19 protein-coding genes are annotated in these 24,663 nt (G+C 65.9%); 15 read left to right on the plus strand and 4 right to left on the minus strand.

The genetic code is table 11. The features are described from left to right. Positions 1 to 92: 92 nt before the first annotated feature. Positions 93 to 413: a hypothetical protein gene (locus tag BT264_RS18265; RefSeq protein ID WP_072439461.1), complete on the minus strand. Its 321-nt coding sequence runs from the start codon at positions 411 to 413 to the stop codon at positions 93 to 95. A 422-nt stretch (positions 414 to 835) separates the two neighbouring features. Between BT264_RS18265 and BT264_RS18270 the strand changes: the two genes are divergently transcribed. After that, positions 836 to 1,567, plus strand: a complete 732-nt coding sequence (locus tag BT264_RS18270; RefSeq protein WP_072439462.1) for a peptidoglycan DD-metalloendopeptidase family protein — start codon at positions 836 to 838, stop codon at positions 1,565 to 1,567. A gap of 58 nt (positions 1,568 to 1,625) precedes the next feature. On the opposite strand, the gene BT264_RS18275 is transcribed toward BT264_RS18270, so the two are convergent. Then, positions 1,626 to 2,264: a Pr6Pr family membrane protein gene (locus tag BT264_RS18275; protein ID WP_072439463.1), complete on the minus strand. Its 639-nt coding sequence runs from the start codon at positions 2,262 to 2,264 to the stop codon at positions 1,626 to 1,628. Positions 2,265 to 2,492: 228 nt separating this feature from the next. Here BT264_RS18275 and BT264_RS18280 point away from each other — a divergent pair, with 228 nt between their 5' ends. From BT264_RS18280 to BT264_RS18305, 5 genes are all read left to right on the plus strand, one after another. Next, positions 2,493 to 3,029, plus strand: coding sequence for a cytochrome b (locus BT264_RS18280; RefSeq protein ID WP_072439465.1), 537 nt, complete (start codon positions 2,493 to 2,495; stop codon positions 3,027 to 3,029). 156 nt (positions 3,030 to 3,185) lie between these two features. Continuing rightward, on the plus strand, positions 3,186 to 3,554 hold the full coding sequence (locus BT264_RS18285; protein ID WP_072439467.1) for a DUF2946 domain-containing protein: 369 nt from the start codon (positions 3,186 to 3,188) through the stop codon (positions 3,552 to 3,554). Between the two features lie 83 nt (positions 3,555 to 3,637). After that, positions 3,638 to 5,770: a TonB-dependent copper receptor gene (locus BT264_RS18295; RefSeq protein WP_072439469.1), complete on the plus strand. Its 2,133-nt coding sequence runs from the start codon at positions 3,638 to 3,640 to the stop codon at positions 5,768 to 5,770. A gap of 220 nt (positions 5,771 to 5,990) precedes the next feature. Beyond that, complete coding sequence (locus BT264_RS18300; RefSeq protein ID WP_072439471.1) at positions 5,991 to 7,085, plus strand: triacylglycerol lipase; 1,095 nt, start codon at positions 5,991 to 5,993, stop codon at positions 7,083 to 7,085. A gap of 3 nt (positions 7,086 to 7,088) precedes the next feature. Next, the gene (locus BT264_RS18305) at positions 7,089 to 8,123 is read left to right on the plus strand and encodes a lipase secretion chaperone (protein ID WP_072439473.1); all 1,035 of its coding nucleotides are present in this window, start codon (positions 7,089 to 7,091) and stop codon (positions 8,121 to 8,123) included. A gap of 27 nt (positions 8,124 to 8,150) precedes the next feature. On the opposite strand, the gene BT264_RS18310 is transcribed toward BT264_RS18305, so the two are convergent. Continuing rightward, positions 8,151 to 9,668, minus strand: coding sequence for a MocR-like pyridoxine biosynthesis transcription factor PdxR (locus BT264_RS18310; RefSeq protein WP_072439475.1), 1,518 nt, complete (start codon positions 9,666 to 9,668; stop codon positions 8,151 to 8,153). Positions 9,669 to 9,855: 187 nt separating this feature from the next. Here BT264_RS18310 and BT264_RS18315 point away from each other — a divergent pair, with 187 nt between their 5' ends. From BT264_RS18315 to BT264_RS18340, 5 genes are all read left to right on the plus strand, one after another. Beyond that, positions 9,856 to 10,953, plus strand: a complete 1,098-nt coding sequence (locus tag BT264_RS18315; protein WP_072439517.1) for an ABC transporter ATP-binding protein — start codon at positions 9,856 to 9,858, stop codon at positions 10,951 to 10,953. 77 nt (positions 10,954 to 11,030) lie between these two features. Next, positions 11,031 to 12,077, plus strand: a complete 1,047-nt coding sequence (locus BT264_RS18320; protein WP_072439477.1) for an ABC transporter substrate-binding protein — start codon at positions 11,031 to 11,033, stop codon at positions 12,075 to 12,077. Positions 12,078 to 12,176: 99 nt separating this feature from the next. Beyond that, the gene (locus BT264_RS18325) at positions 12,177 to 13,430 is read left to right on the plus strand and encodes an ABC transporter permease (protein WP_072439519.1); all 1,254 of its coding nucleotides are present in this window, start codon (positions 12,177 to 12,179) and stop codon (positions 13,428 to 13,430) included. A gap of 33 nt (positions 13,431 to 13,463) precedes the next feature. Continuing rightward, entirely contained in the window at positions 13,464 to 14,303 is an 840-nt protein-coding gene (locus BT264_RS18330; protein ID WP_034180026.1) for an ABC transporter permease, read from the plus strand. A 374-nt stretch (positions 14,304 to 14,677) separates the two neighbouring features. Next, positions 14,678 to 16,096, plus strand: a complete 1,419-nt coding sequence (locus BT264_RS18340) for an MFS transporter (RefSeq protein WP_072439521.1) — start codon at positions 14,678 to 14,680, stop codon at positions 16,094 to 16,096. Positions 16,097 to 16,181: 85 nt separating this feature from the next. On the opposite strand, the gene BT264_RS18345 is transcribed toward BT264_RS18340, so the two are convergent. After that, entirely contained in the window at positions 16,182 to 17,915 is a 1,734-nt protein-coding gene (locus BT264_RS18345) for a S53 family peptidase (protein ID WP_072439481.1), read from the minus strand. A 1,092-nt stretch (positions 17,916 to 19,007) separates the two neighbouring features. Here BT264_RS18345 and BT264_RS18355 point away from each other — a divergent pair. From BT264_RS18355 to BT264_RS18370, 4 genes are all read left to right on the plus strand, one after another. Continuing rightward, a complete protein-coding gene (locus tag BT264_RS18355; RefSeq protein WP_258365355.1) occupies positions 19,008 to 21,503 on the plus strand; it encodes a type VI secretion system Vgr family protein in 2,496 nt (831 codons plus the stop codon). A 3-nt stretch (positions 21,504 to 21,506) separates the two neighbouring features. Continuing rightward, positions 21,507 to 23,441, plus strand: coding sequence for a T6SS effector phospholipase Tle3 domain-containing protein (locus BT264_RS18360; protein WP_083534085.1), 1,935 nt, complete (start codon positions 21,507 to 21,509; stop codon positions 23,439 to 23,441). Then, positions 23,441 to 24,190 carry a T6SS immunity protein Tli3 family protein gene (locus BT264_RS18365; RefSeq protein ID WP_256260661.1) on the plus strand — a complete coding sequence of 250 codons (750 nt, stop codon included), beginning with the start codon at positions 23,441 to 23,443 and terminating at the stop codon, positions 24,188 to 24,190. The genes BT264_RS18360 and BT264_RS18365 overlap by 1 nt, the downstream gene beginning before the upstream one ends. A gap of 212 nt (positions 24,191 to 24,402) precedes the next feature. Then, a partial coding sequence (locus BT264_RS18370; protein WP_143156744.1) for a transposase occupies positions 24,403 to 24,663 on the plus strand: 261 nt, incomplete at its 3' end.

Below are 24,663 nucleotides of genomic sequence, written 5' to 3' on the forward strand. Positions count from 1 at the left end.
CCGGACCTGACCCCATGTAGTACAAACAGCCCGTCGTTCCGCAAAGCGGAACGACGGGCTGTTTTCATTGGTGGCGCGTGCCGCGCCGGCGGTCAATGCAGCGGGCGTGTGCCGCGCCCGATCTCCCGAAACAGCGCTTCGGCCGGCTCCAGCACCTGCAGCCACGTTTCGTCGTAGCCGCTCAGCGTGTCGAGCGCATCGCGCAGCCGCTCGATCGCGAGGACCGGCAGCTCGACGCTGTGGCGCGTGGCGCCCGTCAGGTGCGCGACGCTCGCCAGCTGGACGAGCGCATCGGCCGCTTCGGCGACGTCGGTCGCGAACAGCAGGTGCCGGTTGAGCAATTCGACCAGGCCGCTGGAACCGGCGAAATCGTCCGCATTGAGCTGCACGGAAAGAAACGTCGCATTGTTCATTGTCATGCTCCTCGTTGTCGTTGGATTACGCTGCGCATCACCGAGTATAGGCGGCGATCGAAGGGGAGAATGTGACGGAGCCGAGACGGCAGACGGCTGCGACGCGGGCGGAAGGCCGGCGGCTGGGCCGCCGGACGGCCCGCGCGGTGCGGTTCGCGGGCCGCCGGCCCGCATCGGCGAGGCCGCAAGATTGTTGCCGGAACCTGCGCCTGTCGCGGTCCTGACCGCGACAAATGGTATCTTTGCCGGTCGGAGCGACGCGAAAAAGGGGCCGGTGAGCCCGTTCGCGCCGACGTTCCGCTGTGGAAACTGACGGCCGCGAGAGCGGTCGGATACTGGTTGGTCCGGCCGTCCGGCCGGACATCGTGCGTCGCGCGCCGGAGGGCGGTGGGCGGCGCAACGACGCAAATCCGGGAGGACCCTTGAGAAAAACTATTCCCATCCACGATTCGCTGGCGCACTGGCTGCCGCAGGCAGCGCTCGTCGCCGCGGCCGTCGCGCTGTCGGGCTGTACGCTGACGCCGTGGACCGACAACTGGCAGCCGGCGCGTTCGTCGGCGCCGACGTCGGCCGCGACGCCCGGCGTGATCGCAGGCTATTACCGCGTGAACCCGGGCGACACGCTCGCGGGCATCGCGAACGCCTACGGGCAGCGCGTGCAGGACGTGGCGAGCTGGAACCACATGGCGCCTACTGACGCGGTGTCGCCCGGCCAGGTGCTGCGCGTCGCGCCGCCTGCCGCGACGTCATTCGGGCAGCCGCCCGCGGCGGCCGCGCAGCCGGGCTCGCTCGCATGGCCGGCCACGGGTGTCGTCACGGCGCCGTTTGCGACCGGCAAGACGCGCGGCGTCGTGATCGCCGCGTCCGGGCCCGACCGTTCGGTGCGGGCCGCGGCGAACGGGCGGGTGGTCTATGCTGGGTCCGGCGTCAAGGCGTACGGCCCGCTCGTGATCCTGAAGCACGACAACGGGCTCATCACGGCCTACGGTCACAACGGCAAGCTGCTCGTCAACGAAGGCGACGCGGTGCGCCAGGGCCAGCCGGTCGCCGAGATGGGCACCGACGCGAGCGGCCGTTCGACATTCGAGTTCGAAGTCCGCCAGAACGGCAAGGTCGTCGATCCGATGAACTTCCTGCCGCGCAACGGCGGCTGACGAGCCGCATCGCCGCGTGTGCGCCGGGCGGCGCACACGCTCCCGCCTTCTTTCGCCTTCATCCTTCCTTCAGCGTCGCGGTGTCGGACTGTCTCGCGTGATTGCCGAGCCAGCGGATGCCCAATGCGAGCGCCGCTGCGCCGAGCGCGATCAGCGAGCACTGGATCGCGACCGGCAGGTAGCCGTGCGGCCGCGGATCGACGAACGGGTAGGGATACCAGTTTTCCAGCGCGCCGCGCACGAGCGTATAGCCGAGATAGACGACCGGAAAACCGAGCCACGCGAACGCGCTGCGCCGCGCGATCGGCGAGCGTGGCTCCACGTACAGCCAGTCGCACAGCATGACGAGCGGCACGATCCGGTGCAGCACCCAGTTGTTGAACGCCGGCGTGACATGACGCAGCGCATCGAGCCGCGCGAGCAGCAGTTCGTAGACGATCGCGGTGATCAGCACGTACAAAACCGCCGCGCCGCGCATCGATTCGTAGCGGGCCGAGCCGGGGCGCGCGATCCGCCAGAGCCCGGCGGTCAGTATCGCCGACGCATAGAGGCTGCTCAGTTGCGTGAAGTAGCTGAGGAAGTTGCCGAGATGGACCGCGGGCATGCCCCAGTAGCCGGCGATGCTGTGCAACGTCGTGGACACCGCGAGCAACGCGGCAATCAGCCGGTAGGCCGCAACGAAGAACGCCTTGCTCATGATGCGCGCGCAACGTCGACACCAAAGCTTCATCGTGCCACAGCCGTTTCCGTGCGCGATGCGGATTTTCCATATGGCAGCCGCGCGCGGTGCGTGTTGACGATTCGTCGGATATTTGACCGCGCCGCAGGAAATCGGACGCCCGTGCGGCTACAATCGTGGCAGCTCTGCCGGGCGCGGAGCCCATTGCGGCATGCGCCCCTCCCCGCATACAACACGAGACGACGCATGAAAAACATCCTCGCGAAACAGACGCGCTACAGCTCGCCCGCGATCTTCTTCCACTGGGCCATCTTCCTGCTGGTGGCGCTGGCGTACCTGGCCATCGAGATCCGCGGGCCGAAAGGCAGCGACAGCCGGGTGTTCTGGATGAACGTGCACCTCACCGCAGGCACGTTCGTGCTCGTGCTGTCGGTGCTGCGTGTGCTGTGGCGGGTCGTCAGCCGCGTGCCGGAAGCCATTCCGCAGGCCGCGCTGCTGCGCTGGCTCTCGAAGCTCGCGCATTTTGCGCTCTATGTGTTCATCGTCGCGCAGCCGCTGCTCGGCATCATGATGATCAACCTGGGCGGCAAGCCGGTGTCGCTCGACTGGCTCGGCGTGTCGTTCACGCTGTTCGGCCCCGACAAGGCGTTGCGGCCGACGATCAAGGAAGCGCACGAATTGATCGGCAACGCGTTCTACTTCGTGATCGGCCTGCATGCGCTGGCCACGTTGTACCACCATTTCATCCGGCGCGATAACGTGCTGCGGCGCATGGTGCCCTGAGCGCCGCGCTCCGGACGCGCGCGGCAGGCGGGGGCGCATGGTTGTGTTGACAACCATGCGCCCCCGCTTCGTTTACCGTCGTCCGCGGCTGGCCATCGAGGCGAACATTCTGTAACATCTCGGCTGTTTTTACATTCCGCTTACTCGCCGCCGCGCATGCTGCACCGACATCGTCACCTGACCGCCTGGCTTGGCGTGCTCGCGATCTGGTTCGCGATCGCGGCGCCGCTGGTGTCGCAGTGGCGCATCGCGCAGGCGGCCGCGCCCGACGCAATCGTCTGCAGTGCAGAGCATGGCGCGCATCGGTCGCCCGATGCGGGTCGCATGCACGATCATGCGCTGCATCTCGATGCGTGCGGCTATTGCGGATTCTTCGCGCACAGCCCTGCGATCGGCGCGCCTGCCGCCGCGTCGTTCGCTTCCGTTTCCGTCGTTTCCATTTCCGCCGCCGCGCCGCCAGCCGTCGCGGCGCGCACCGATCGCTATCCGCGCGCGTATCCACGCGCACCGCCCGAGCGCGCCTGACGCGCTGTCTTCCGTTCTTTCCACCGCCGATATCCGTGCGGCCCGTCGAGGTCGCGTGGAGGGCGTCACTCGGGCTTTCGATCATGACCATTTTCCAGTTGCGTGCGCTGCGGGCGTCACGCAATGCCTGTGCGCGGCGCGTGCCGCGCATGTTGAAACTCTCCGTTCCCGTGCTCGCCGTCGGCGCGCTGGCCGCGACCGCCGCCGCGGCCGAAACGGCGCGCGCGGCCGGCGCGCCTGCGGACGATTCGGCCGCGCTGCTGCCGCCCGTCGAGGTCGTCGCGTCGCCGCTGACGACGCCGCTCGTCATCGTCACGGATCCGAAGGCGCCGCGCCAGCCGCTGCCCGCCAGCGACGGCGCGGATTACCTGAAGACGATCCCCGGCTTCACGTCGATCCGCAGCGGCGGTACGAACGGCGACCCCGTGCTGCGCGGGATGTTCGGTTCGCGGCTGAATATCCTGGCGAACGGGATGCCGACGCTCGGCGCCTGCCCGAACCGGATGGATGCGCCGACGTCGTACATCGCGCCGGAAAGCTATGACAAGGTCACCGTCGTGAAGGGGCCGCAGACCGTGCTGTACGGTCCCGGCGCGTCGGCCGGCACCGTGCTGTTCGAGCGTGTGACGCCGCGTTTCGACAAGCCGGGCATGCGTTTCGAGGGCAGCCTCGTCGGCGGGTCGTTCGGCCGCAACGACCAGAACATCGACCTGACGGCCGGCACGCCGGACGTCTATGGCCGCGTGACCGCGAACCACGCGCATTCGCAGGACTACAAGGACGGCAACGGCAACACGGTGCCGTCGCAGTGGGACAAGTGGAACGCCGATGCGGCGCTCGGCTGGACGCCCGACGACCATACGCGGGTCGAACTGACGGCCGGCACGGGCGACGGCTACGCGAAGTATGCGGGCCGCGGGATGGACGGCGCGCATTTCCGCCGCGAGACGTTCGGCCTGTCGTTCGACAAGCGGCATCTCGGCGACGTGCTCGACCGGATCGAGGCACGCGTGTACTACAACGAAGCCGACCACGTGATGGACAACTACACGTTGCGGCAGCCCGATCCGACCAGCAGCATGCCGATGCGGATGGCGTCGGAGGTGCGGCGCCGCACGGTCGGCGCGCGCGCTGCCGCGACGTTCCGTTTCGGCGACGACTTCAAGCTCGTGACGGGCGTCGACGCGCAATCGAACCGGCTCGATTCGCGCTCGGCGATGGGGCGGCAGAACTACGGCGATCAGCCGTGGGATGCGCAGGCGACGATGTGGAACGCGGGTGCGTTCGGCGAGCTGACGTGGTACGCGAGCGACGTGTCGCGCGTGATCGGCGGCGCGCGCGTCGACTACGCGAGCGCACGCGACAAGCGCGCGACGACGAGCGGGATGATGGCGAGCAAACCCAACCCGACCTTCGACGACGATCGCGCGCGCGTGCTGCCGAGCGGCTTCGTGCGCTACGAGCGCGATCTCGCATCGCTGCCCGTCACGTGGTACGCGGGGATCGGTCATGCGGAGCGCTATCCCGACTACTGGGAGCTGTTCTCCGCGAAGCGCGGGCCGGCCGGTTCGGTCAACGCATTCTCGGCGGTGCAGCCGGAGAAGACCACGCAGCTCGACATCGGCGCGCAATACAAGAGCGACCGGTTCGATGCGTGGGTGTCGGCCTACGCAGGCTACGTGCAGGACTTCATCCTGTTCAACTACGCGGCCGGCATGATGGGCCCGACCACGCGGGCGACCAACGTCAACGCGCAGATCTTGGGCGGCGAGGCAGGCGTGTCGTGGCGGCCGGTTGCGCCGCTGCGCGTCGAGACGTCGCTCGCGTATGCGTGGGGGCGCAACGTGGCGAGCGGCGATCCGCTGCCGCAGATGCCGCCGCTTGAGGCGCGCATCGGGCTCGAATACACGCGTGGCGCGTGGTCGGCCGGCGGCCTGTGGCGGATCGTTGCGCCGCAGCATCGTTATGCGCTGAACGAGGGCAACGTGGTCGGCAAGGACTTCGGCCCGAGCGCCGGATTCGGCGTGCTGTCGCTGCATACGCAATACAACGTCAGCAAGACCGTGCAGGTCTCGGTCGGCGTCGACAACGTGCTGAACAAGGCCTACACCGAGCATCTGAACCTCGCCGGCAATGCCGGCTTCGGCTATCCGGCGAACGCGCCGGTGATGGAGCCGGGCCGTACCGCATGGGTACGCGTAAGCGCAAAGCTGTAGCGCATTGCGCGTGTGCGTTGCAGCATGCGCGCGCATGAACACGGCCCCGCCCGAACAGGTGGGGCGCGTCAACCGATTAGAGAACCGTGTCTAGTCGGGGCGCAAACGTTGGCCAGTCGTGCTTCACTCCGGCATTCGACGATCGCGGCGCACGCGAGGGCGCCGCGTGCGTCGATCCGATCTCATTCGTACCGGCAGCACAATAATCAGGAGAACATGCATGGCCAGAACGATGCGTTCCAGGGTGGTGGCAGGGGCAGTGGCATGCGCGATGAGCGTCGCGCCGTTCGCGGGGACGACTGCGTTGATGACGCTCGCGACGACGCACGCGGCGATGGCGGCGCCCGCGCCCGCCGACGACTACGCGACGACGCGTTATCCGATCATCCTCGTGCACGGGCTCACGGGCACCGACAAGTACGCGGGCGTGCTCGAGTACTGGTACGGCATCCAGGAAGACCTGCAGCAGCATGGCGCGACCGTCTACGTCGCGAACCTGTCGGGCTTCCAGAGCGACGACGGGCCGAACGGGCGTGGCGAACAGTTGCTCGCTTACGTGAAGACGGTGCTCGCCGCGACGGGCGCGACCAAGGTCAATCTCGTCGGTCACAGCCAGGGCGGGCTCACGTCGCGTTATGTCGCGGCCGTCGCGCCCGATCTCGTCGCGTCGGTGACGACGATCGGCACGCCGCATCGCGGCTCCGAGTTCGCCGACTTCGTGCAGAGCGTGCTCGCATACGATCCGACCGGGCTTTCGTCATCGGTGATCGCCGCGTTCGTCAATGTGTTCGGAATCCTGACGAGCAGCAGCCACAACACGAACCAGGACGCGCTCGCGTCGCTGAAGACGCTGACGACCGCACAGGCCGCCACGTACAACCAGAACTATCCGAGCGCGGGCCTTGGCGCACCGGGCAGTTGCCAGACCGGCGCGCCGACGGAAACCGTCGGCGGCAACACGCATCTGCTGTATTCGTGGGCCGGCACGGCGATCCAGCCAACGCTCTCCGTGTTCGGTGTCACGGGCGCGACGGACACGAGCACCATTCCGCTCGTCGACCCGGCGAACGCGCTCGACCTGTCGACGCTCGCGCTGTTCGGCACGGGCACGGTGATGATCAACCGCGGCTCGGGCCAGAACGACGGGCTCGTGTCGAAATGCAGCGCGCTGTACGGCCAGGTGCTGAGCACGAGCTACAAGTGGAACCATATCGACGAGATCAACCAGTTGCTCGGCGTGCGGGGCGCGTATGCGGAAGATCCGGTCGCGGTGATCCGCACGCATGCGAACCGGCTGAAGCTGGCGGGCGTGTAATCGATGACGGCACGCGAAGGGCGCGCGCCGCTGGCGCGGCGCGCCGCGGTCTACGGTGTCGTGGGGCTGGCGGCGATCGCCGGCGTCGCGATGTGGAGCGGGGCGGGATGGCATCGCGGTACGGGTAGCGCCGGCGAGTCGCCCGATGCGGCGGCGGCGGGCGGCGTGGCTGCGGCACCGCCGCAGGCCGCCGTGCCGGCGCGCGCGGGCCTGCCGTCGTCGCTGGCCGGTTCCAGTGCGCCGCGGCTGCCGCTCGATGCGGGCGACCATCTCGCGAAGGTGCGCGCGGTGCGCGATTTCTTCGACTACTGTCTGACCGCGCAGAGCGACCTCAGCGCGGCCGCGCTCGATGCGCTCGTCGCGCGCGAGATTGCCGCGCAGCTCGATGGCACGGCTGCGCAAGCCGACGCGCTCGACGTGTGGCGCCGGTATCGCGCGTATCTCGACGCGCTCGCGAAACTGCGCGATGCCGGCGCGGTCGACAAGTCCGACCTGGGCGCGCTGCAGCTCGCGCTCGACCAGCGCGCGTCGATCGCGTATCGCACGCTCGGCGACTGGAGCCAGCCGTTCTTCGGCGCGGAGCAGTGGCGGCAGCGCTACGATCTCGCACGGCTGAAGATCGCGCAGGATCGCACGCTGACCGATGCACAGAAGGCCGAACGGCTCGCGGCGCTCGAGCAGCAGATGCCGGCCGACGAACGCATGGCGCAGCAGCGGGTCGACCGGCAGCGGGCCGCGATCGACGAGATCGCGCAGTTGCAGAAGAGCGGGGCGACGCCCGATGCGATGCGCGCGCAACTGACGCAGACGCTCGGGCCCGAGGCCGCCGCGCGGGTCGCGCAGATGCAGCAGGACGACGCATCGTGGCAGAGCCGCTACGCGGACTATGCGGCGCAGCGTGCGCAGATCGAGTCGGCCGGCCTGTCGCCGCCGGATCGCGACGCGCAGATCGCCGCACTGCGGCAGCGCGTGTTCACGAAGTCCGGCGAAGCCGTGCGCGCGGCGTCGCTCGATCGCGGCGCGGGCGGCGCGCAGTAACGCTGGCGCCGTCGCATGTGACCGCCCCTATGCCGCGCGCGTGATGTGCCGCGGCAGATGCTGCTCGATGGTATCCGCGAGCGTGTCGAACGCGGGCCCGATGCTGTCGTGCGGGACGCACGCATAGCCGAGCAGCAGGCCGCGCCGAGCGGTGTCGAGGTTGCTGTAGTAGCTGGTGAGCGGGCGCACGATCACGCCCGCGTCGAACGCGCTCTGCGTGACCGCGCGATCGTCGCACGCGTCGGGCAGGCCGAGCACCAGGTGCAGGCCGGCCTCGTCGCCCATCACGGGCAGCGCGTCGCCGAAGCGCGCGCGGATCGCGTCGATCATCAGTTGTCGGCGCTCGCCGTACAGCGTGCGCATGCGCCTGACGTGCGAAGTCAGGTGACCGTCCATGATGAATTCGGCGAGCACGGCCTGCTGCATCAGCTGGCCCTCGCGGTACAGTTCCGACAGCCCGGTGCGGAAGGTGTCGACCAGATGCTCGGGCACGACCATGTAGCCCATCCGCAGGCCCGGGAACAGCATCTTGCCGAGGCTGCCGACGTAGATCACGCGGCCGCCGTCGTCGAGCCCCTGCAGCGACGCGAGCGGGCGGCTGCCGTAGCGGAATTCGCTGTCGTAGTCGTCCTCGATGATCCAGCAGCGGTGCTGTCGCGCGTATTCGAGCAGCATCCGGCGCCGCGCGAGGCTCATCACCATCCCGAGCGGGTACTGATGCGACGGCGTGACGAGCACGAGCCGCGGCGGATGCTGCATGTCGCCGGCACGCGGCGCGAGCCCTTCCTGGTCGACCGGCACCGGCGCGAGCGTGAGGCCGGCCGCCTGCAATACGCTGCGCACGCCCCAGTAGCACGGTTCCTCGACCCACGCGCGATCGCCGATGTCGGACAGCAGCCGCACCGCGAGATCGATCGACTGATGAATACCGGTCGTGATGATCACCTGGTCCGGCGAGCATTTGACCGAGCGCGCGACGCGCAGGTAATCGGCGAGCGCGCGCCGTAACGGCCGGTAGCCGCCGCCCGGTGCATAGGTCAGCAGTTCGGGGTTCGCCTCCTTCCACAGCCGCGCCTGCAGGCGGCTCCACGTGCGGCTCGGAAACTCCGACACGTCCGGTACGCCCGGCATGAACGCGCCCCACTGGCGCCGCGACACGCCCGCATGCTCGATCAGTTGCCGGCCGCGCATCGACAGGCTGCCCTGCGCGTCCGGCGGCGGCAGCGTACCGGCCTCGGGCGGTGCGGCGCCCGGCGCGCGAATCGCGGCGGCGTCCGGCCGCGTGTCGGCCACATAGGTGCCGCTGCCGGTCGTCGTCAGCACATAGCCTTCGGCCGTCAGCTGGTCGTACACGTGCAGCACGGTATTGCGCGCGATCGACAGGTCCGCCGCGAGCGTCCGGGAGCTGGGCAGTTTTGTTCCTGGCCCCAATTCCCCGGTCAGGATGGCCTGCTGCATCTGTTGCAGCAACTGCCGGTACATCGGCTCGGACGAGCCGCGGTCGAGGCGGGCGGAGAGCCAGTCGGCAAGGATCACGGTATCCAAAGTGGTCCTACTTGGAATATTGAAATGGTTCCCTAGTATAGAACCGTGCGCACCGTATAGTGGATCGCATCTCGCAAGAAAACGCCGGGCCGCCCCAAGTTTTCTTGACCCCCTCGGGGGGCCTGCCGCGAAGCGGCAGGTTAGGGGGCATTCATAAACGATTGTCGCGACGCAAGGGGACAGCATGATGAAGTCCGATGATGTGATCGTCAGCTTTCGCGGCGTGCGGAAGACCTATGACGGTGAAACGCTGGTCGTCAAATCGCTCGACCTCGATATCCACCGAGGGGAATTCCTGACGCTGCTCGGGCCGTCGGGCTCGGGCAAGACGACCTGCCTGATGATGCTCGCCGGTTTCGAGTTTCCGACCGGCGGCGAGATCCGCCTCGACGGCGAACTCCTGAACAACGTGCCGCCGCACAAGCGCAACATCGGCATGGTGTTCCAGAACTACGCGCTGTTCCCGCACCTGACGGTCGAGCAGAACGTCGCGTATCCGCTGACCGTGCGCAAGCTGCCGGCCGCCGAGCGTACGGAGCGTGTCGCGCATGCGCTGAAGATGGTGCAGATGGAGCGCTTCGCGAAACGCTACCCGGCGCAGCTGTCGGGCGGCCAGCAGCAGCGTATCGCGCTGGCGCGCGCGCTCGTGTTCGAGCCGAAGCTCGTGCTGATGGACGAGCCGCTCGGCGCGCTCGACAAGCAGTTGCGCGAACACATGCAGTACGAACTGAAGGCGCTGCACGAGAAGCTCGGCGTGACCTTCGTGTACGTGACGCACGACCAGGGCGAGGCGCTGACGATGTCCGATCGTGTGGCCGTGTTCGACAAGGGCATCGTGCAGCAGCTCGACACCGTCGACCGCCTGTACGAATCGCCGTGCAACGAATTCGTCGCGAACTTCATCGGCGACAGCAACCGGCTGCGCGGCACCATTGCGAGCGTCGACGGCGAATTCTGCGAGTTCCGGCTCGACGACGGCACGAAGCTCGTCGGCCGCCATATCGGCGAAGCCGCCGAGGGCGCGTCGGCCGTCGCGTGCATCCGCCCCGAACGCATGAGCCTCGCCGCGAACGGGCACGCGAGCGGCGCAGCCGCGAACCGGCTGACCGGCGAGGCGCGCAGCCTCATCTATTTCGGCGATCACGTGCGCATGCGCTGCGCGCTGCCGGGCCAGGACGAATGCTTCGTGAAGGTGCCGCTCGGCACCGGCGCGATCGATGCGTTTTCTCCCGGCGCGCCGGTCTCGCTTGCATTCGCGCCCGAGCACCTGCGCGTGTTCGCATGAACAGGGTTTCCCCGATTTACCGCAGCACGTCGTCAACAACAACTGCCCACTTCCACCACGAGAGGAGAGGAACCATCATGAAACGAGCAAGCTTCACGGCGCGCCGCACCGCGCTGGCACTGGCGCTCGCCGTAGTCGGCGCATCGGCAACGGCCGCCGAACTCACGGTCGTCAACTTCGGCGGCGCGAACGGCGACGCGCAGAAGGTCGCGTTCAACCAGCCGTTCGAGAAGGCAACCGGCAACAAGGTCACCGCCGTCGAATACAACGGCGAGCAGGCGAAGGTGAAGGCGATGGTCGAGGCGAAGCACGTCAACTGGGACGTGGTCGAAGTCGAATCGGGCGACCTGAACCGCGGTTGCGACGAAGGGCTGTACGAGAAGCTCGACTGGTCGAAGATCGCCAAGAAGTCCGACCTGATTCCGGAATCGCCGCAAGCGTGCGGCGTCGGCTTCTTCGTGTGGTCGACGGCGCTGTCGTACAACGCGGACAAGCTGAAGTCGGCACCGACCGGCTGGGCCGATTTCTGGAACGTGAAAAAATTCCCCGGCAAGCGCGGGATGCGCAAGGGCGCGCGCTACAACCTCGAATTCGCGCTGATGGCCGACGGCGTCGCGACGAAGGACGTGTACAAGGTGCTCGGCACGAAGGCCGGCCAGGACCGCGCGTTCAAGAAGCTCGACGAGCTGAAGCCGTACATTCAGTGGTGGGAAGCGGGCGCGCAGCCGCCGCAGTTCCTCGTCGCCGGCGACGTCGTGATGTCGACCGCGTACAACGGACGCATCGATGCCGCGCAGAAGGAAGGCAAGAACCTGAAGGTCGTGTGGAACGGCAGCATCTACGACCTCGACTACTGGGCGATTCCGAAGGGCTCGCCGAACAAGGCGCTGGCCGAGCAGTACATCGCGTATTCGCTGACGCCGAAGCCGCAGCAGGCGTATGCGCAGCACATCGCGTACGGCCCCGCGAACATCGCCGCGATCAAGTCGCTCGACGCGAAGACGCTCGCGAACCTGCCGAACTCGCCGGCCAACGGCAAGAACGCGGTGCTGGAAGATATCGGCTTCTGGACCGATCACAGCGACGAGCTCGAGCAGCGCTTCGCCGCATGGGCGACGAAGTAACCGTTCAGGCATCCTGATGCAACCAGCCGCGCGGCGCGTCGATCGCGTCGCGCGGCATTCCGCCGGAGCGTGCCCGGCCGGAGAGACCTGTTGAATACGATGACGATCGCGCCTTCCTCGTCGGGCGCCGCGCTCAAGCGCGAGCTGAAGGCTGCCGAGGCCCGCAAGCGCACGATGGCGCTGCTGCTGGTCGCGCCGCTCGCGATTTTCCTGCTGCTGATCTTCGTCGTACCGATCGGCACGCTGCTCACGCGCGCGGTGCAGAACCCCGAGATCGCGACCGCGCTGCCGAACACGGTCACCGCGCTGTCGGGCTGGGACCGCAAGGCGCCGCCGGCCGACGCCGCGTATGTCGCGCTCGCGGCCGACATGACGAAGGTGGCCGACAGCGAGGCGATGGGCGCGCTCGCGCGGCGCCTGAACACCGAGATTCCCGGTTATCGCTCGCTCGTCGCGAAGACGGCGCGCGCGATGCCGCTGAAGGGCGACAATGAATCGACGCTCACGCCTGCGCAGACGCGCACGAAACTCGTCGAACTCGATTCGCGCTGGGGGGACACGGCGTACTGGCAGGCCATCGCGAAGAACGGCAGCACGGTTTCGCCGTTCTACCTGCTCGCCGCGCTCGACCACAAACAGGACGGCTTCGGCCACATCGTGCAGGCCGATCCCGACCAGTCGATCTATCTCGCGATCTTCGGCCGCACGTTCGTGATCGGCGTCGCGGTCACGCTGTTCGCGCTGCTGCTCGGCTACCCGCTCGCATACTGGATCTCGACGCTGTCGGAGCGGCGTGCGAACCTCGTGATGATTCTCGTGCTGATTCCGTTCTGGACGTCGGTGCTCGTGCGCGTCGCCGCGTGGATCGTGCTGCTGCAGAGCGAAGGGCTCATCAACACGGCGCTGATCGGCAGCGGGCTGATCTCGCATCCGCTGACGCTGCTGTTCAACCGCGTCGGCGTGTATATCTCGATGACGCACATCCTGCTGCCGTTCATGATCCTGCCGCTGTACAGCGTGATGAAGTCGATCCCGCCGACCTACCAGCGCGCGGCCGTATCGCTTGGCAGCCATCCGTTCGCCGCATTCTGGCGCGTGTACGTGCCGCAGACCTATCCGGGTGTCGGCGCGGGCGCGCTGCTCGTGTTCATCCTCGCGATCGGCTACTACATCACGCCCGCGCTGCTCGGCGGGCCGAACGACCAGATGGTCAGCTACTACGTCGCGTACTTCACGAACGTGACGATCAACTGGGGCATGGCGTGCGCACTTGGCGGGCTGCTGCTCGCGGCGACGCTCGTGCTGTACGCGATCTACGGCCGCTTCACCCGCTCGAACGTGAGCCTCGGCTAAGCGCGCAACAACGGAACGGAAAGGGATTCGACCATGAAACTGCTCGCCAGGCCGCTGTTCGCGCCGCACATGTCGTTCGTCGAGCGCGCGTGGTACGTCGCATTGCGCGTGCTCGTCGTGCTGACGCTGCTGTACCTGATCCTGCCGGTGCTCGCGATCGTGCCGCTGTCGTTTTCGTCGAGCACGTTCCTCGTCTATCCGATCCCGGGCTTCTCGATGCGCTGGTACGAGAACCTGATCGCGTCGGACGAGTGGCGGATGGCCGCGAAAAACAGCTTCATCGTCGCGCCGTCGGCGACCGTCGTCGCGACCGTGCTCGGCACGCTCGCCGCGATCGGTCTCACGAAGGCCGACTTCCGCGGCAAGGCGCTGCTGATGGCCGTGCTGCTGTCGCCGATGATCGTGCCGGTCGTCGTGGTCGGGGTCGGCATGTACCTGTTCTTCGCGCCGCTCGGGCTCGCGAATACCTATACGGGGCTGATCGCCGCGCACGCGGCGCTCGGCGTGCCGTTCGTCGTGACGACGGTCGCCGCGACGCTGCAGGGGTTCAACCACAATCTCGTGCGCGCGAGCCTGTCGCTCGGCGCGAATCCGGTGTCGACGTTTTTCCGCGTGACGCTGCCGGTGATCGCGCCGGGCGTGATGTCGGGCGCGCTGTTCGCGTTCGCGACGTCGTTCGATGAAGTGGTCGTCACGCTCTTCCTCGCGGGCGCGGACCAGACGACGCTGCCGCGCCAGATGTTCACGGGTATCCGCGAGAACATCAGCCCGACGATCGCCGCGCTCGCGACGATCCTGATCATCTTCTCGACGAGCCTGCTGCTCGCGCTCGAATGGCTGCGCGGACGCAATGCGCGGCGCGCGGTGACCTGATCCGATTTGGCGCGACGGCGGCGCATGCATGCCGCGCATCGGCGCATCGGTACGATTCCGATGCGCGGTGCCGCCGGCAGACGCGGCCGCACCGGCGGCCAGCGCCGACACGACGAAGCCGGGCACGCGCCCGGAAGGCCAGCCGGCGCTCGCCGGCTCGTCGATCGTTGTGTGCTCAACGATGCCGCGAGCAAGGCACGGCATCGCGCAAGCTTTCGTTTCGCTGACTGACGAGGCGGCCGCCTGCACGTTCGATGCGGCTCTGCAACAATACGGATCGCGGCTGCGCGCGCGCCGGTCTTGCCGTCCGGAACGCACGCCGCCGCGCCGCTCAATCCGCGACGCCGCGCGTCGCCCGTCAGCCGAGCCTCATCTTGTCCGAATTCGCATCCTCCGCCGGCGCCCGGGAGCCGGCCGTCAACTGGCGCGCGATGTCCGCCGTGCTGCTGGCCGTCGCGCTCGCGACGCTCGACACCGCGATCGCGAACACCGCGCTGCCGGCGATCGCCGCCGACCTGCATGCGTCGCCGGCCGCGTCCGTATGGATCATCAATGCGTACCAGCTCGCGATGGTCGCGACGCTGCTGCCGTTCGCGTCGCTCGGCGACATCGTCGGCCACAAGCGCGTGTATGTCGCCGGGCTCGCGGTGTTCACGCTCGCATCGCTCGGTTGTTCGCTCGCGTCGACGCTGCCGATGCTGACGGCCGCGCGGATCGTGCAGGGCTTCGGCGCGAGCGCGATCATGAGCGTCAACGTCGCGCTGATCCGCGGCCTGTTTCCCGCGCACCGGCTCGGGCGCGGCGTCGGCTTCAACGCGCTCGTCGTCGGCGTGTCGTTCGCGGTGGGGCCGACGATCGCGTCGCTGATCCTGTCGGTCGCCGCATGGCCGTGGCTGTTCGCGGTGAACGTGCCGCTCGGCGTGTTCGCGCTTGCAGTGGCGATTCCGTCGTTGCCGCAGACGGCGCGCGGCAAGCATGCGTTCGATCCGGTTGCCGCACTGTTCAACGTGATCACGTTCGCGTCGCTGATCTTCGCGCTCGGCGAATTCGCGCAGCGCGGGCCGCTGCGTATCGTGCTCGCGTCGGCGGCGGTTGCACTGGTGTTCGGCTGGCTGCTGATCCGTCGCCAGGCAGGGCACCCGGCGCCGATGCTGCCGGTCGACCTGTTTCGCCGGCCCGTGTTCACGCTGTCCGCGCTGACCGCCGTGTGCGCGTTCGCCGCGCAGGGGCTCGCGTTCGTGTCGCTGCCGTTCTACTTCGAAACCGTTCTGCATCGCGACGCGGTCGAGACGGGGTTCCTGATGACGCCGTGGTCGGCGATCGTTGCGCTCGCCGCGCCGATCGCGGGCCGCCTGTCGGATCGATACCCGCCCGGCCTGCTCGGCGCGATCGGGCTTGCGCTGCTGAGCGCGGGCATGGTGTCGCTCGCCGCACTGCCGGCGGCGCCGAACGTATTCGACATCGGCTGGCGGATGATGCTGTGCGGCGCGGGCTTCGGCTTTTTCCAGTCGCCGAACCTGAAGGCGCTGATGTCGAGCGCGCCGCCCGAGCGCAGCGGTGGCGCGAGCGGGATCATCGCGACCGCGCGGCTGATCGGGCAGGCAACGGGCGCGGCGCTTGTCGCGCTGTCGTTCGGGATCGCGGGGCGTCACGGGCCGACGCTCGCGCTGATGCTAGGCGCGGGTTTCGCAGGTGCTGCGAGCGTCGCGAGCGGATTGCGGCTGTTTGCACCGTCGCATCGGAGCGGTGTGCCGGCCGCGCCGCAGCCTGTGAACGAGCGTGCGACGGAGTAGGGTGATGCGCGAATTCCGCGCGACCTGAAGGCGACAAAGCCGGCGCGCGGCAAATCACTGCCGCGCGCCGGCCTTCACATATCGCTCAGAACCCGCCCGACTTGATCAGCTGGTTGAGGTTCGCGATGTTCAGGCTGCCGAAGCCGGTCGTCAGATCCCAGCCGGTGCCGGCGGTGTAGCCATACCCCTGATAGCCGTTGTTACCCGACACGACGTCATAGCGCACGAGCGACCGGTTCGACGGAATCGCGCGATACAGGTTGCCGGCCGGGAAACCGAGGCCCGTGCCGTTCGCCGCGAGCAGGCGCGCCCAGAAGCCCGTGAAGATCGGCGCGGCGAGACTTGTGCCGCCGATCTGCTGCAACTGGCCGTAGTTGTAGATATACGCGCCCGTACTTTGCGCGGCGTCGAACGACACGTCCGGCAACTGGCGGCTGCTGCCCGACTGCCACGACGGCGCGGGCAGGATCGTGCTGACGCCGCCGCCCGTCGCCCACAGCTTGCCGTTGCCGTCGAGCCCTTCGTTCCACACCGTTTCGTTCGAGAATGCGCCCGCCGACGTCGTATAGAGCGTCGTGCCGCCGATCGCGAGCACGTGCGGCGACGAAGCCGGCCACGACACCGTGTAGTTCGAGCCGTCCGGATAGCCGCGGTTGTTGCACTCGTACACGCCTTCGTCGCCCGACGACACCGAGAACGTCTGGCCTTGCGCCGCGGCCGTCGTGAAGATCTGCTCTTCGGCGTCGAGCGTGCCGTCCGCGTTCGCGTCGGTTTCGCACCAGCCGAGCGACACGTTGATCACTTTCGCGGTGTTGTCCGACACTGCGCGGTTGAACGCCTGCGTGAGCCCCGTGTTGCCGGCGGCGTTGAGGTCCGCCATGTAGAACACGAGCTTGCCGACCTGGCCGCCGGCCGAGCCGACGATCGACTGGCTGTCGAGATCCCATTCGCCCTGGCCGTCCTGGTCGTCGCTGTAGCTGCCGCTCGTGCCGTTGGTCTTGACGGTCTGCGTCGAGACCGTGCCGTAACCGTTGCTCGACGTGAACTGCTTCAGGTCCTGCAGCGTCTGCGACACGCCGCCGATCGTGATGATGCCGACGGTCACGCCGGCCGCGGTCGGCACGCCGGTCGCGTTGTAGAGGCCCGGGAATTCCTTCGGATAGTGGCCGGTCGCCGTGCCGGCCGCGAGTGCCTGCGGCTTCGCCACGTTGCCGATGCGCAGCATCGGCCGTGCGCGCGCGACGTTCTGCAGCCCGAGCACCGAGCCGACGACGTCGCCGAGCGCGCTCGGTACCTGTGCGGTCGATGCATTCGCGAAGCCCGAGCGGCCCGCGTATTCGAAGTGCACGAGCGACGTGTTGAACGCGGTCTTCACCGTGCCGGCCGTGCCGCGCGCGGACACCAGCAGCCGGTTCGGCGCGACCTCGATGTTCACGAAGCCGCTCTTGCGCAGATAGTCGACGACCGACTTCACCTGCGCGTCGGTTGGCGCGTAGCTGGCGAGGAACTGCTCGTGCGTCAGGTACTGGCGGTAATGCGCGCTGCCGGGCCGGTTCACGTCGCGCGCCAGTTGCTTGAGCTGCGCGGCGTTGCGCAGCTTCAGGCTGACGACGACGTCCGTCGTCTCGCCGGCCGCGAGTTCGAGCGACGGCGCCGCGCTGCGCGCCATCAACTGCGGGCCGGTCAGAAAGGCCTTCGTGTGGGTATCGACCCAGTCCGTCGTCGCGTGCGCCGCGCCGGCGGCGAGTACGAGCGGCCACGCGCATGCAAGGCGGCGGGGCGACGGAAGGGGCAGGGCAAACCGGGCGTTCCTTTTCATCGGGAGTCCTTTTTAGGAGAGACGACGTTGCTGGAGCTCACGGCCCTTGTGGGGCCGCGAGCGGTGACGAGCGTAGGGCGTTGGTGCCGTTCAGGTAGCTGCCAGTTTCCATAGCTGTCAGTTCTGACATCGGCGTGCGACCGGGTGTGTATCGCGCGGCGCACGCGACAGCTGCTCCGTATTGGCGAGGGAACCGGTTCGCGACACGATGGCAACGCGACGCACGGCGTTCATACGCGCGAGTCGTTCGTTGCTGCGCCGGAACGTGCGCGATGACGGAGCGCACGATCGCGTATGCGCATGATTCGCGATCGTCCACCGCCGCACGCGGTGTCGCACTATGTGATCAAACGAGGCGAGGCGGCCGGGACGGCATCGCGGATGCACGACAAAGGGGCCGACTGACTGCCGGCGTTTCCCGAAGTGTGGAACAGCGCGCCGCGCACTCTTGCAGACGGCTTTCGATTACGAGAACGCCGCCGTGAATTAGAGCAAATGCTCGAGTCTGCATGCATGAAGCCGGCGCTGTTCGGGGCGGGTTTGCGAGCGAAAGGGACGTTATACGGTCGATCCTGTCTGGTGCGATACGCAATGATGTGTGGCGGCGATCGCCGACACCTGATCTGCGCCGTCGCCGAAATTGGATTGGATAGCCTCAGGCGTATTTCGCGGAGTGCCGAACGGTAGCTTTCCGTATTGCGTGTTCGGTTATATGCCGGGATTCCGGATTTTCAGGAAATGCTTTCGATGCCGGGCGTTTCGATGGTGCTGTTCCGCCGCACGCGGAACGCGCTATCGGATTTCGGCCTGCAGCAGTTTTCGGTATACACGTCCGTTGTCTCCGGACGTACCGGATATGCCGCGCGGAGAGAGTCCACGTGCCGGCCACATGGTGCTAATCGAGAGAATCGGCATCCGGGAAACACGGAGTTTGTTTTCGCTCGACCCGCACTCGTCAATGGATCCGGCTTTAAATCCCGGTCGTTGCCAATTTCAGATTCGTCCTATAGCAGATTTGTCCCTCACCCAGTTAAAGTCGCGCGGACTATTCCGCAAACGTTTTCGGAGAATTAATTGACCGCGAACACGGCCATGTCCGACGCGACTGCGCGCGCGGGCGTCAACATCCATCAGTTCTATAGCCTGGATATCAAGGGTGCGCCCGCTGCCGCGCTTGCGGACATCTACGAGTTCGATGGCGAGCGCGGGATCGGCGAGCCGACGAAGTACACGATCCGGTTCACCCATCCCCGTCACGACCTGTCGCGCGGTGAATTCCTGAACCGGATGGGTGCATTCGTCATTCAGCCGCCGCCGCATGACCAATGGAGCCGGCCGGAGGAGGCGCGGCGTGTGCAAGGCGTGGTGACGGGCTTCGCGCTGAAGGCCACCAACCGCGATCAGTCGCTGTACGAGATCGTGCTGGAATCGCGTCTGGCGCTGTTGCGCAATGCGCCGAAGTGCCGGTTCTTCCTCGACATGAGCATTCCCGAGATCATCGAGCAGATCCTGCGGGAACACGAGTTCAACAAGATTTTCGCGCGTTTCGAATTCAAGCTGTACCGATCCTATCGAAAGCGCAGCTTCGTGATGCAGTGGGGCGAGGACGATCTGGCGTTCGTCACGCGACTGTGCCGCCGCTCGGGCATCTGGTTCGTCTGCGAGGAAGGGGAACGCTGCGAGCGGGTGTGCTTCGGCGACGACTATGCGCACTACCGCCGCGATCCCGAGCGCCTGACTGTTGCATACCGGCCGCACGGTGGTCTGGAATCCGGGGGCATCGAGTCGGTCAGCGCACTGGAAATGTGCGCGAAGACCATGCCCGCGGCCTATGCGGTGCGCACATTCAACACCGAGGCGGTGGAATCGGCGCCGATCGAGGCGGTCAGCCCGATCCGCGATGATCGCGGCACGTATGGTGAAGCGTATACATGGGGAACGCCGGGCCGGAGCGAGGACGAGGCGAAGGAAGAGGCGCAGTTGCGCCGCGAGGCTGCGCTGGCCGGGCAAGTCGAGTATCGCGGCGAGTGCGACATGCTGGACCTCACGCCCGGCTCGGTGCTGAAACTGTCGAACCGGGAATTGCCCGATGCGAAGCACGGGCTGGTCGTGGTGCGGGTGACGTGCGGCGCGAGCCGGAAGAAGGCCTATCACGTCAAGTTCGACGCGATTCCATCCGATCGCCAGTATCGAATGCCGTTGAAGGAAGCGACGTGGCCCAGGATCGACGGGGTCATCACCGGGACGATCGCGTCGTCCGGCGGCTGGAAAGACCCGTATCTGGACAGCGAGGGCGAATACATCGTCGATCTCCATCTGGATCGCGACACGCGAGTACCGGGCCTGCAGAGCTGCCCGATGAGGCTGGCGAAGCCGTTCGCGGGGCCGAACCAGACCGGCTTTCACTTCGGGCTCGTCGAGGGCACGGTGGTCGGCGTGAGCTTTCTGTGGGGCTGCGTGGATTTGCCGTTCATCAGCCACGTGCTGCATACCGCTCAGCACACGGATCCGATCGTCGCGGGTGTGCCTTGGGGCACGCGCAATACGATCCGTACGCGCTCGAACAACACGTTGGAGATGGACGACTGGCAGGGTCGCGAACACATCAAGGTCGCGACCGAGCATGGCAAGTCGCAGCTCAATCTCGGCTATACGGTGGACCGCGACCAGCAACTGCGCGGCGAGGGTTTCGAACTGCGCACCGACGATCGGGGGCATGTGCGCGCGGGTGGCGGTCTGCTGGTGTCGTCGGACAGGCAGGAGAAGGCGACCGGGCAGACGACCGACATGCGGCCGGCGACGAACCAGTTTGCGCTGACACAGGCGCAGGCCCAGGGGTTGACCGATGCCGCAGCGGTGGCGCAGGCGGAGATCGCGGACCTGAAGGCGGAAAACGTGTGGCTGAAAGACGAACTGGCGAGCTTGAAAGCGGCCGTGATCGCACTGTCCGCGCCGAACGGCATTGGCCTGGCGACGCCGGATCGGGTGATGGTGTCGGCAGGCAAGGACGTGAGTGTCGGCACGTCGTCGCGGTTCAACGTGAATGCGCTCCGGAACGTCGCGATCGCGGCGGGCGAGGTGCTGTCGCTGTTTGCGCACAAGTTCGGCATCAAGCTCTACGCCGCGCGCGGCAAGGTTCGGATCCAGGCGCAGTCCGACGCGATGGAGCTGGTGGCGCAGAAGGACATGCGGATCACCAGTGCCGACGGCACCACGACCGTCAATGCCGCGAACGGGGTTGTGCTCGGCGGCGGCGGTACGGCCTACATCAAGGTGCAGGGCGATAACGTCGAGATTGGCGGGGCCGGCTGCCTGATCCTCAAAATCATCGAAATCCAGAAGGAAGGACCGGGTGCGCTGTCGCTGCCGTTGCCGAAGTTCAACCAGATCGATATCGCGAACGACGAGCGGTTCATTCTCAGCGACGACATCACCGGCCGGCCGGTTGCAAACCGACCGTACAAGATTCAGCTCGCCGGCGGACAGATTATCGAGGGCATAACCAACGACAAGGGGGAGACCTCGTTGAGCCGGCAGGATGTTGCACGGGGGCTCAAGTTGCTGCTTCAGAACAATAAGGAGGGCTGATTCATGACGGATCACTCCAACCAGCCGGACGACACGGACGACGATGCTGGTACGCCGAGACCCTATCGGCACGACACCGCAACGCGCATCGTGCCGATGCAGCGCGATCATCTAGGGCAACCGTATTGGGAGTCATATCACACTCCGAGCAGTTTTCAGGTGCGCGCAGAATGCCGCATTCCGCCGCACATGCCAGGCGTCATCATCTTTGTGCATGGCGTTAATTCCACGGGGGAGTGGTATGACGCGGCGGAACAGGCGTTGTGCCAAGGGCTTAACGAACGGCTGAAACGGAGCGATCTGAAGGCGAATACCTACAGCACGGTAGACGGTGACCGTCCCGTACCTAGGTATATCAAGAAGGGGGATGAAGGTAACTCGCCCGTGATCCGCTTCTACTGGGGCTACCGTGCGAAGGACGGAGAGGAGCGCAACTGGCGCATTCCGATGCGCAGTCCGCGCGGTTTCGATTTATCTGCATGGGGGACGCCGGAGTGCACAAACGAGAAAGGTCCATGGTATTGGGGAGGCGGTCCTTTCCAGAACGGTACCAATAACCTGTCGCAATTGTGGAGCCGGGAAGGATTCAAACGTCATGTGCTCGGGTTCGATATGGAGAAGCTCAATACCGAGGCCGATCGGCAACTCCAGGATGCGCCGCCACGCGACTACTATGCACACGCGGCACAACGATTGGCGGACCTGATCGACAAGATTCGTTCCGAGTGTCCACGCGATACCGTGACTGTGATGTCGCACAGCCAGGGCACCATGATCGCGATGGCAGCGACCGCCTTGTGCAAGACGCGCGCGCCTGATGCCCTGTTTGTGATGAACTCGCCGTACGCACTCGATGACAAGATCACGGGCGCGCTGGCCTGCGGTGTGGCGCGCCCTACTCCCGAGGCACGCGTCAATACCTTCCGGAATATCGCAAATCGGCTCAAGGAGGACAGGCGCATTTTCACCGAGGCGCAATTGCAGCAGTTGCAGTGCGGTGCCTCCGAGGACATAGATTTTTGGCGCCCTGACAACCAGCGCAACTCCGGTGTCCACGAGCGCGACAATCACGGTCGACTGTACGTGTACTTCACGCCGCATGATCGCGTGATGGGTGCGGTGCCGCTGCAAAGTATCGGCTGGCAGGGCGTGGACGACAAACTGCTCGCCGAGCTAGGCGATACCGTCAAGCAGCGCATGCTGGCGCGGGGTACTCCGGTGGGCGACGCGCCGGGCGTGAAGAAGTTCGGTACTTTGCCGCCAATTCTCGAAAACAAGCTCGTGCCCGGTGCGAAGCCGACCGATTTCTGGAATGGAAACAGGGATATTTTCACACCTCTCGTGAAGCTGTGGACAGTACCGCATCCCGACAAAACCGTGACGATCAATGCTGAAGAGGTACCGCATCCGGTCACGGCGGACGAGATGCGTCAGTTCGAAGACTCACGTAAAGGAGCCGACGAAATGGGTAAGTGGGTTCCCGATCAGAATGATCCGAATACAGGGAGCTATGCTGATCCCGACTACCGTTATATGCGGTCGATTTATCAGCCGGAGCGCACCGTTACTACCGAGGACATTTACAGCTCTAGGCGCACGATTCGACCTGAGACCCAAGACGAAATGCTGCAACGACTTGACACCTATCGCGCTGAGCCGACCAACCACAGCACGTTGCCGCAGCACCAAGCGTTCATGCGTCGGGTGGTGGCCTACGATCTCCCAGTCGGCTTTTGTGATGCATACGAGAGGGCGGCGTTCTGGACCCGCCTGATGAAATTGGCCGACTGGATGCAAGGCTACGACAGTTACTTTGAGCTTGGCGTCTCCCAATCCGTTACCAAGCCACCCTGTATCGATTGGGCCACGGTCTCCGAGGAACAAAGCAAGGCCGAAGCAGAACAACTTCGGCAACAGCAATGGAAAGGAGGAACGTGATGAGACACACGATTTGTGCAATCACGCTGTTCGCCCTACTGCAAGGATGCACCGTACAGACTTCGCGGCGACCGACTTTCGGGCTTGGAGATTTCATGAGCTCAGCGCTCAAGGAATTGCCGTATGACTCGCCACCCCAAGTCATCTACCGAATTGACGACCACCGCTTTGTAACGCTGGAACATTACCGGGACTGTCAACACGGGGAATCGTACTACAACGACCCCCGCGCTGGAATTCGAAAGTATTTAGGGCGAGGCCTGTTTGAAAACTTCCAGGGACGTATTATTAACGCCGACCCGACTGGGGCGAATATTGTTTTACCGCTGGCGTATCCGGATGGACTGATTTGTGGCAATGGTGAAAAGGGTTGCGCGGTGCCATTTTGGTACTCGACAGATGGTGGGAAAACTTTCGCCACGAAGATTTACATAGATCACAGTTTCAATGCATTCGAGGACTCGAAAGACTATACGGTGGCAGTAACAATCGACAAGTTGTTTGTCGCCAAGAAATATCAATACAGAATGGATCGACCGGAATACGATTTGAGCGTTCGCCAATACCTGCTTCACCCTTCTGTCGATCCCGGTAACCCTCAGCCATCAATCTTTGAATCGGACGGTGCGTGGGCATCTAAGAAAAAGTTAATGCCGGATGGCCTTCGCACGCCGTCCGGACAGGACCGCATCACCTGCGATGCGTCGATTAAGCCGACTAATTTCGACGCGCCACTAGCTCCGCAGTGAGGCGCAGACATTCAGCCGTGCCGTCATCGTGTGGCTTGTGGGATCGATCTTCGTGCGCCGATCGTATCGCTGGCCCGAGACCGGTTGCTTTGCTGTCGCGAGTCGGTTAGTCGAGGAAAAAGTAAGAGACGGTTTCAAAAAGGCTGTTTGGGGCTGTTAACTTGTGCGGCGAGCTGTTAACCTCAGGCATCGGAACAACCGAGGCCGAGGAGATGGGCAAGCCGATCATCGACGATGAATTGTGGACACTGATCGAGCCGTTACTGCCGCCAGCCAAGCCGCGGCGCGAGAAGAATCCGGGCCGCCTGCCTGTTTCGAATCGCGCCGCGCTGACCGGTATCTTGTTCGTTCTCAAGACCGGACTTCGCTGGCGCGACCTGCCCGCCGAGATGGGATGCGGCTCGGGCGTGACGTGTTGGCGACGGCTACGCGATTGGCAGGCTGCAGGCGTGTGGGACCGCTTGCACGAACTG

Source organism: Burkholderia sp. NFPP32 (genome assembly GCF_900119325.1).
Classification (GTDB): domain Bacteria; phylum Pseudomonadota; class Gammaproteobacteria; order Burkholderiales; family Burkholderiaceae; genus Burkholderia; species Burkholderia pyrrocinia_C.

Coding starts and splice junctions, on each gene's coding strand:
- BT264_RS18345 (WP_072439481.1), bottom strand. CDS start 17,915: ATGAAAAGGAACGCCCGGTTTGCCCTGCCCCTTCCGTCGCCCCGCCGC.
- BT264_RS18305 (WP_072439473.1), top strand. CDS start 7,089: ATGACGGCACGCGAAGGGCGCGCGCCGCTGGCGCGGCGCGCCGCGGTC.
- BT264_RS18275 (WP_072439463.1), bottom strand. CDS start 2,264: ATGAGCAAGGCGTTCTTCGTTGCGGCCTACCGGCTGATTGCCGCGTTG.
- BT264_RS18315 (WP_072439517.1), top strand. CDS start 9,856: ATGAAGTCCGATGATGTGATCGTCAGCTTTCGCGGCGTGCGGAAGACC.
- BT264_RS18330 (WP_034180026.1), top strand. CDS start 13,464: ATGAAACTGCTCGCCAGGCCGCTGTTCGCGCCGCACATGTCGTTCGTC.
- BT264_RS18280 (WP_072439465.1), top strand. CDS start 2,493: ATGAAAAACATCCTCGCGAAACAGACGCGCTACAGCTCGCCCGCGATC.
- BT264_RS18265 (WP_072439461.1), bottom strand. CDS start 413: ATGAACAATGCGACGTTTCTTTCCGTGCAGCTCAATGCGGACGATTTC.
- BT264_RS18325 (WP_072439519.1), top strand. CDS start 12,177: ATGACGATCGCGCCTTCCTCGTCGGGCGCCGCGCTCAAGCGCGAGCTG.
- BT264_RS18355 (WP_258365355.1), top strand. CDS start 19,008: ATGTCCGACGCGACTGCGCGCGCGGGCGTCAACATCCATCAGTTCTAT.
- BT264_RS18320 (WP_072439477.1), top strand. CDS start 11,031: ATGAAACGAGCAAGCTTCACGGCGCGCCGCACCGCGCTGGCACTGGCG.
- BT264_RS18365 (WP_256260661.1), top strand. CDS start 23,441: ATGAGACACACGATTTGTGCAATCACGCTGTTCGCCCTACTGCAAGGA.
- BT264_RS18360 (WP_083534085.1), top strand. CDS start 21,507: ATGACGGATCACTCCAACCAGCCGGACGACACGGACGACGATGCTGGT.
- BT264_RS18295 (WP_072439469.1), top strand. CDS start 3,638: ATGACCATTTTCCAGTTGCGTGCGCTGCGGGCGTCACGCAATGCCTGT.
- BT264_RS18285 (WP_072439467.1), top strand. CDS start 3,186: ATGCTGCACCGACATCGTCACCTGACCGCCTGGCTTGGCGTGCTCGCG.
- BT264_RS18300 (WP_072439471.1), top strand. CDS start 5,991: ATGGCCAGAACGATGCGTTCCAGGGTGGTGGCAGGGGCAGTGGCATGC.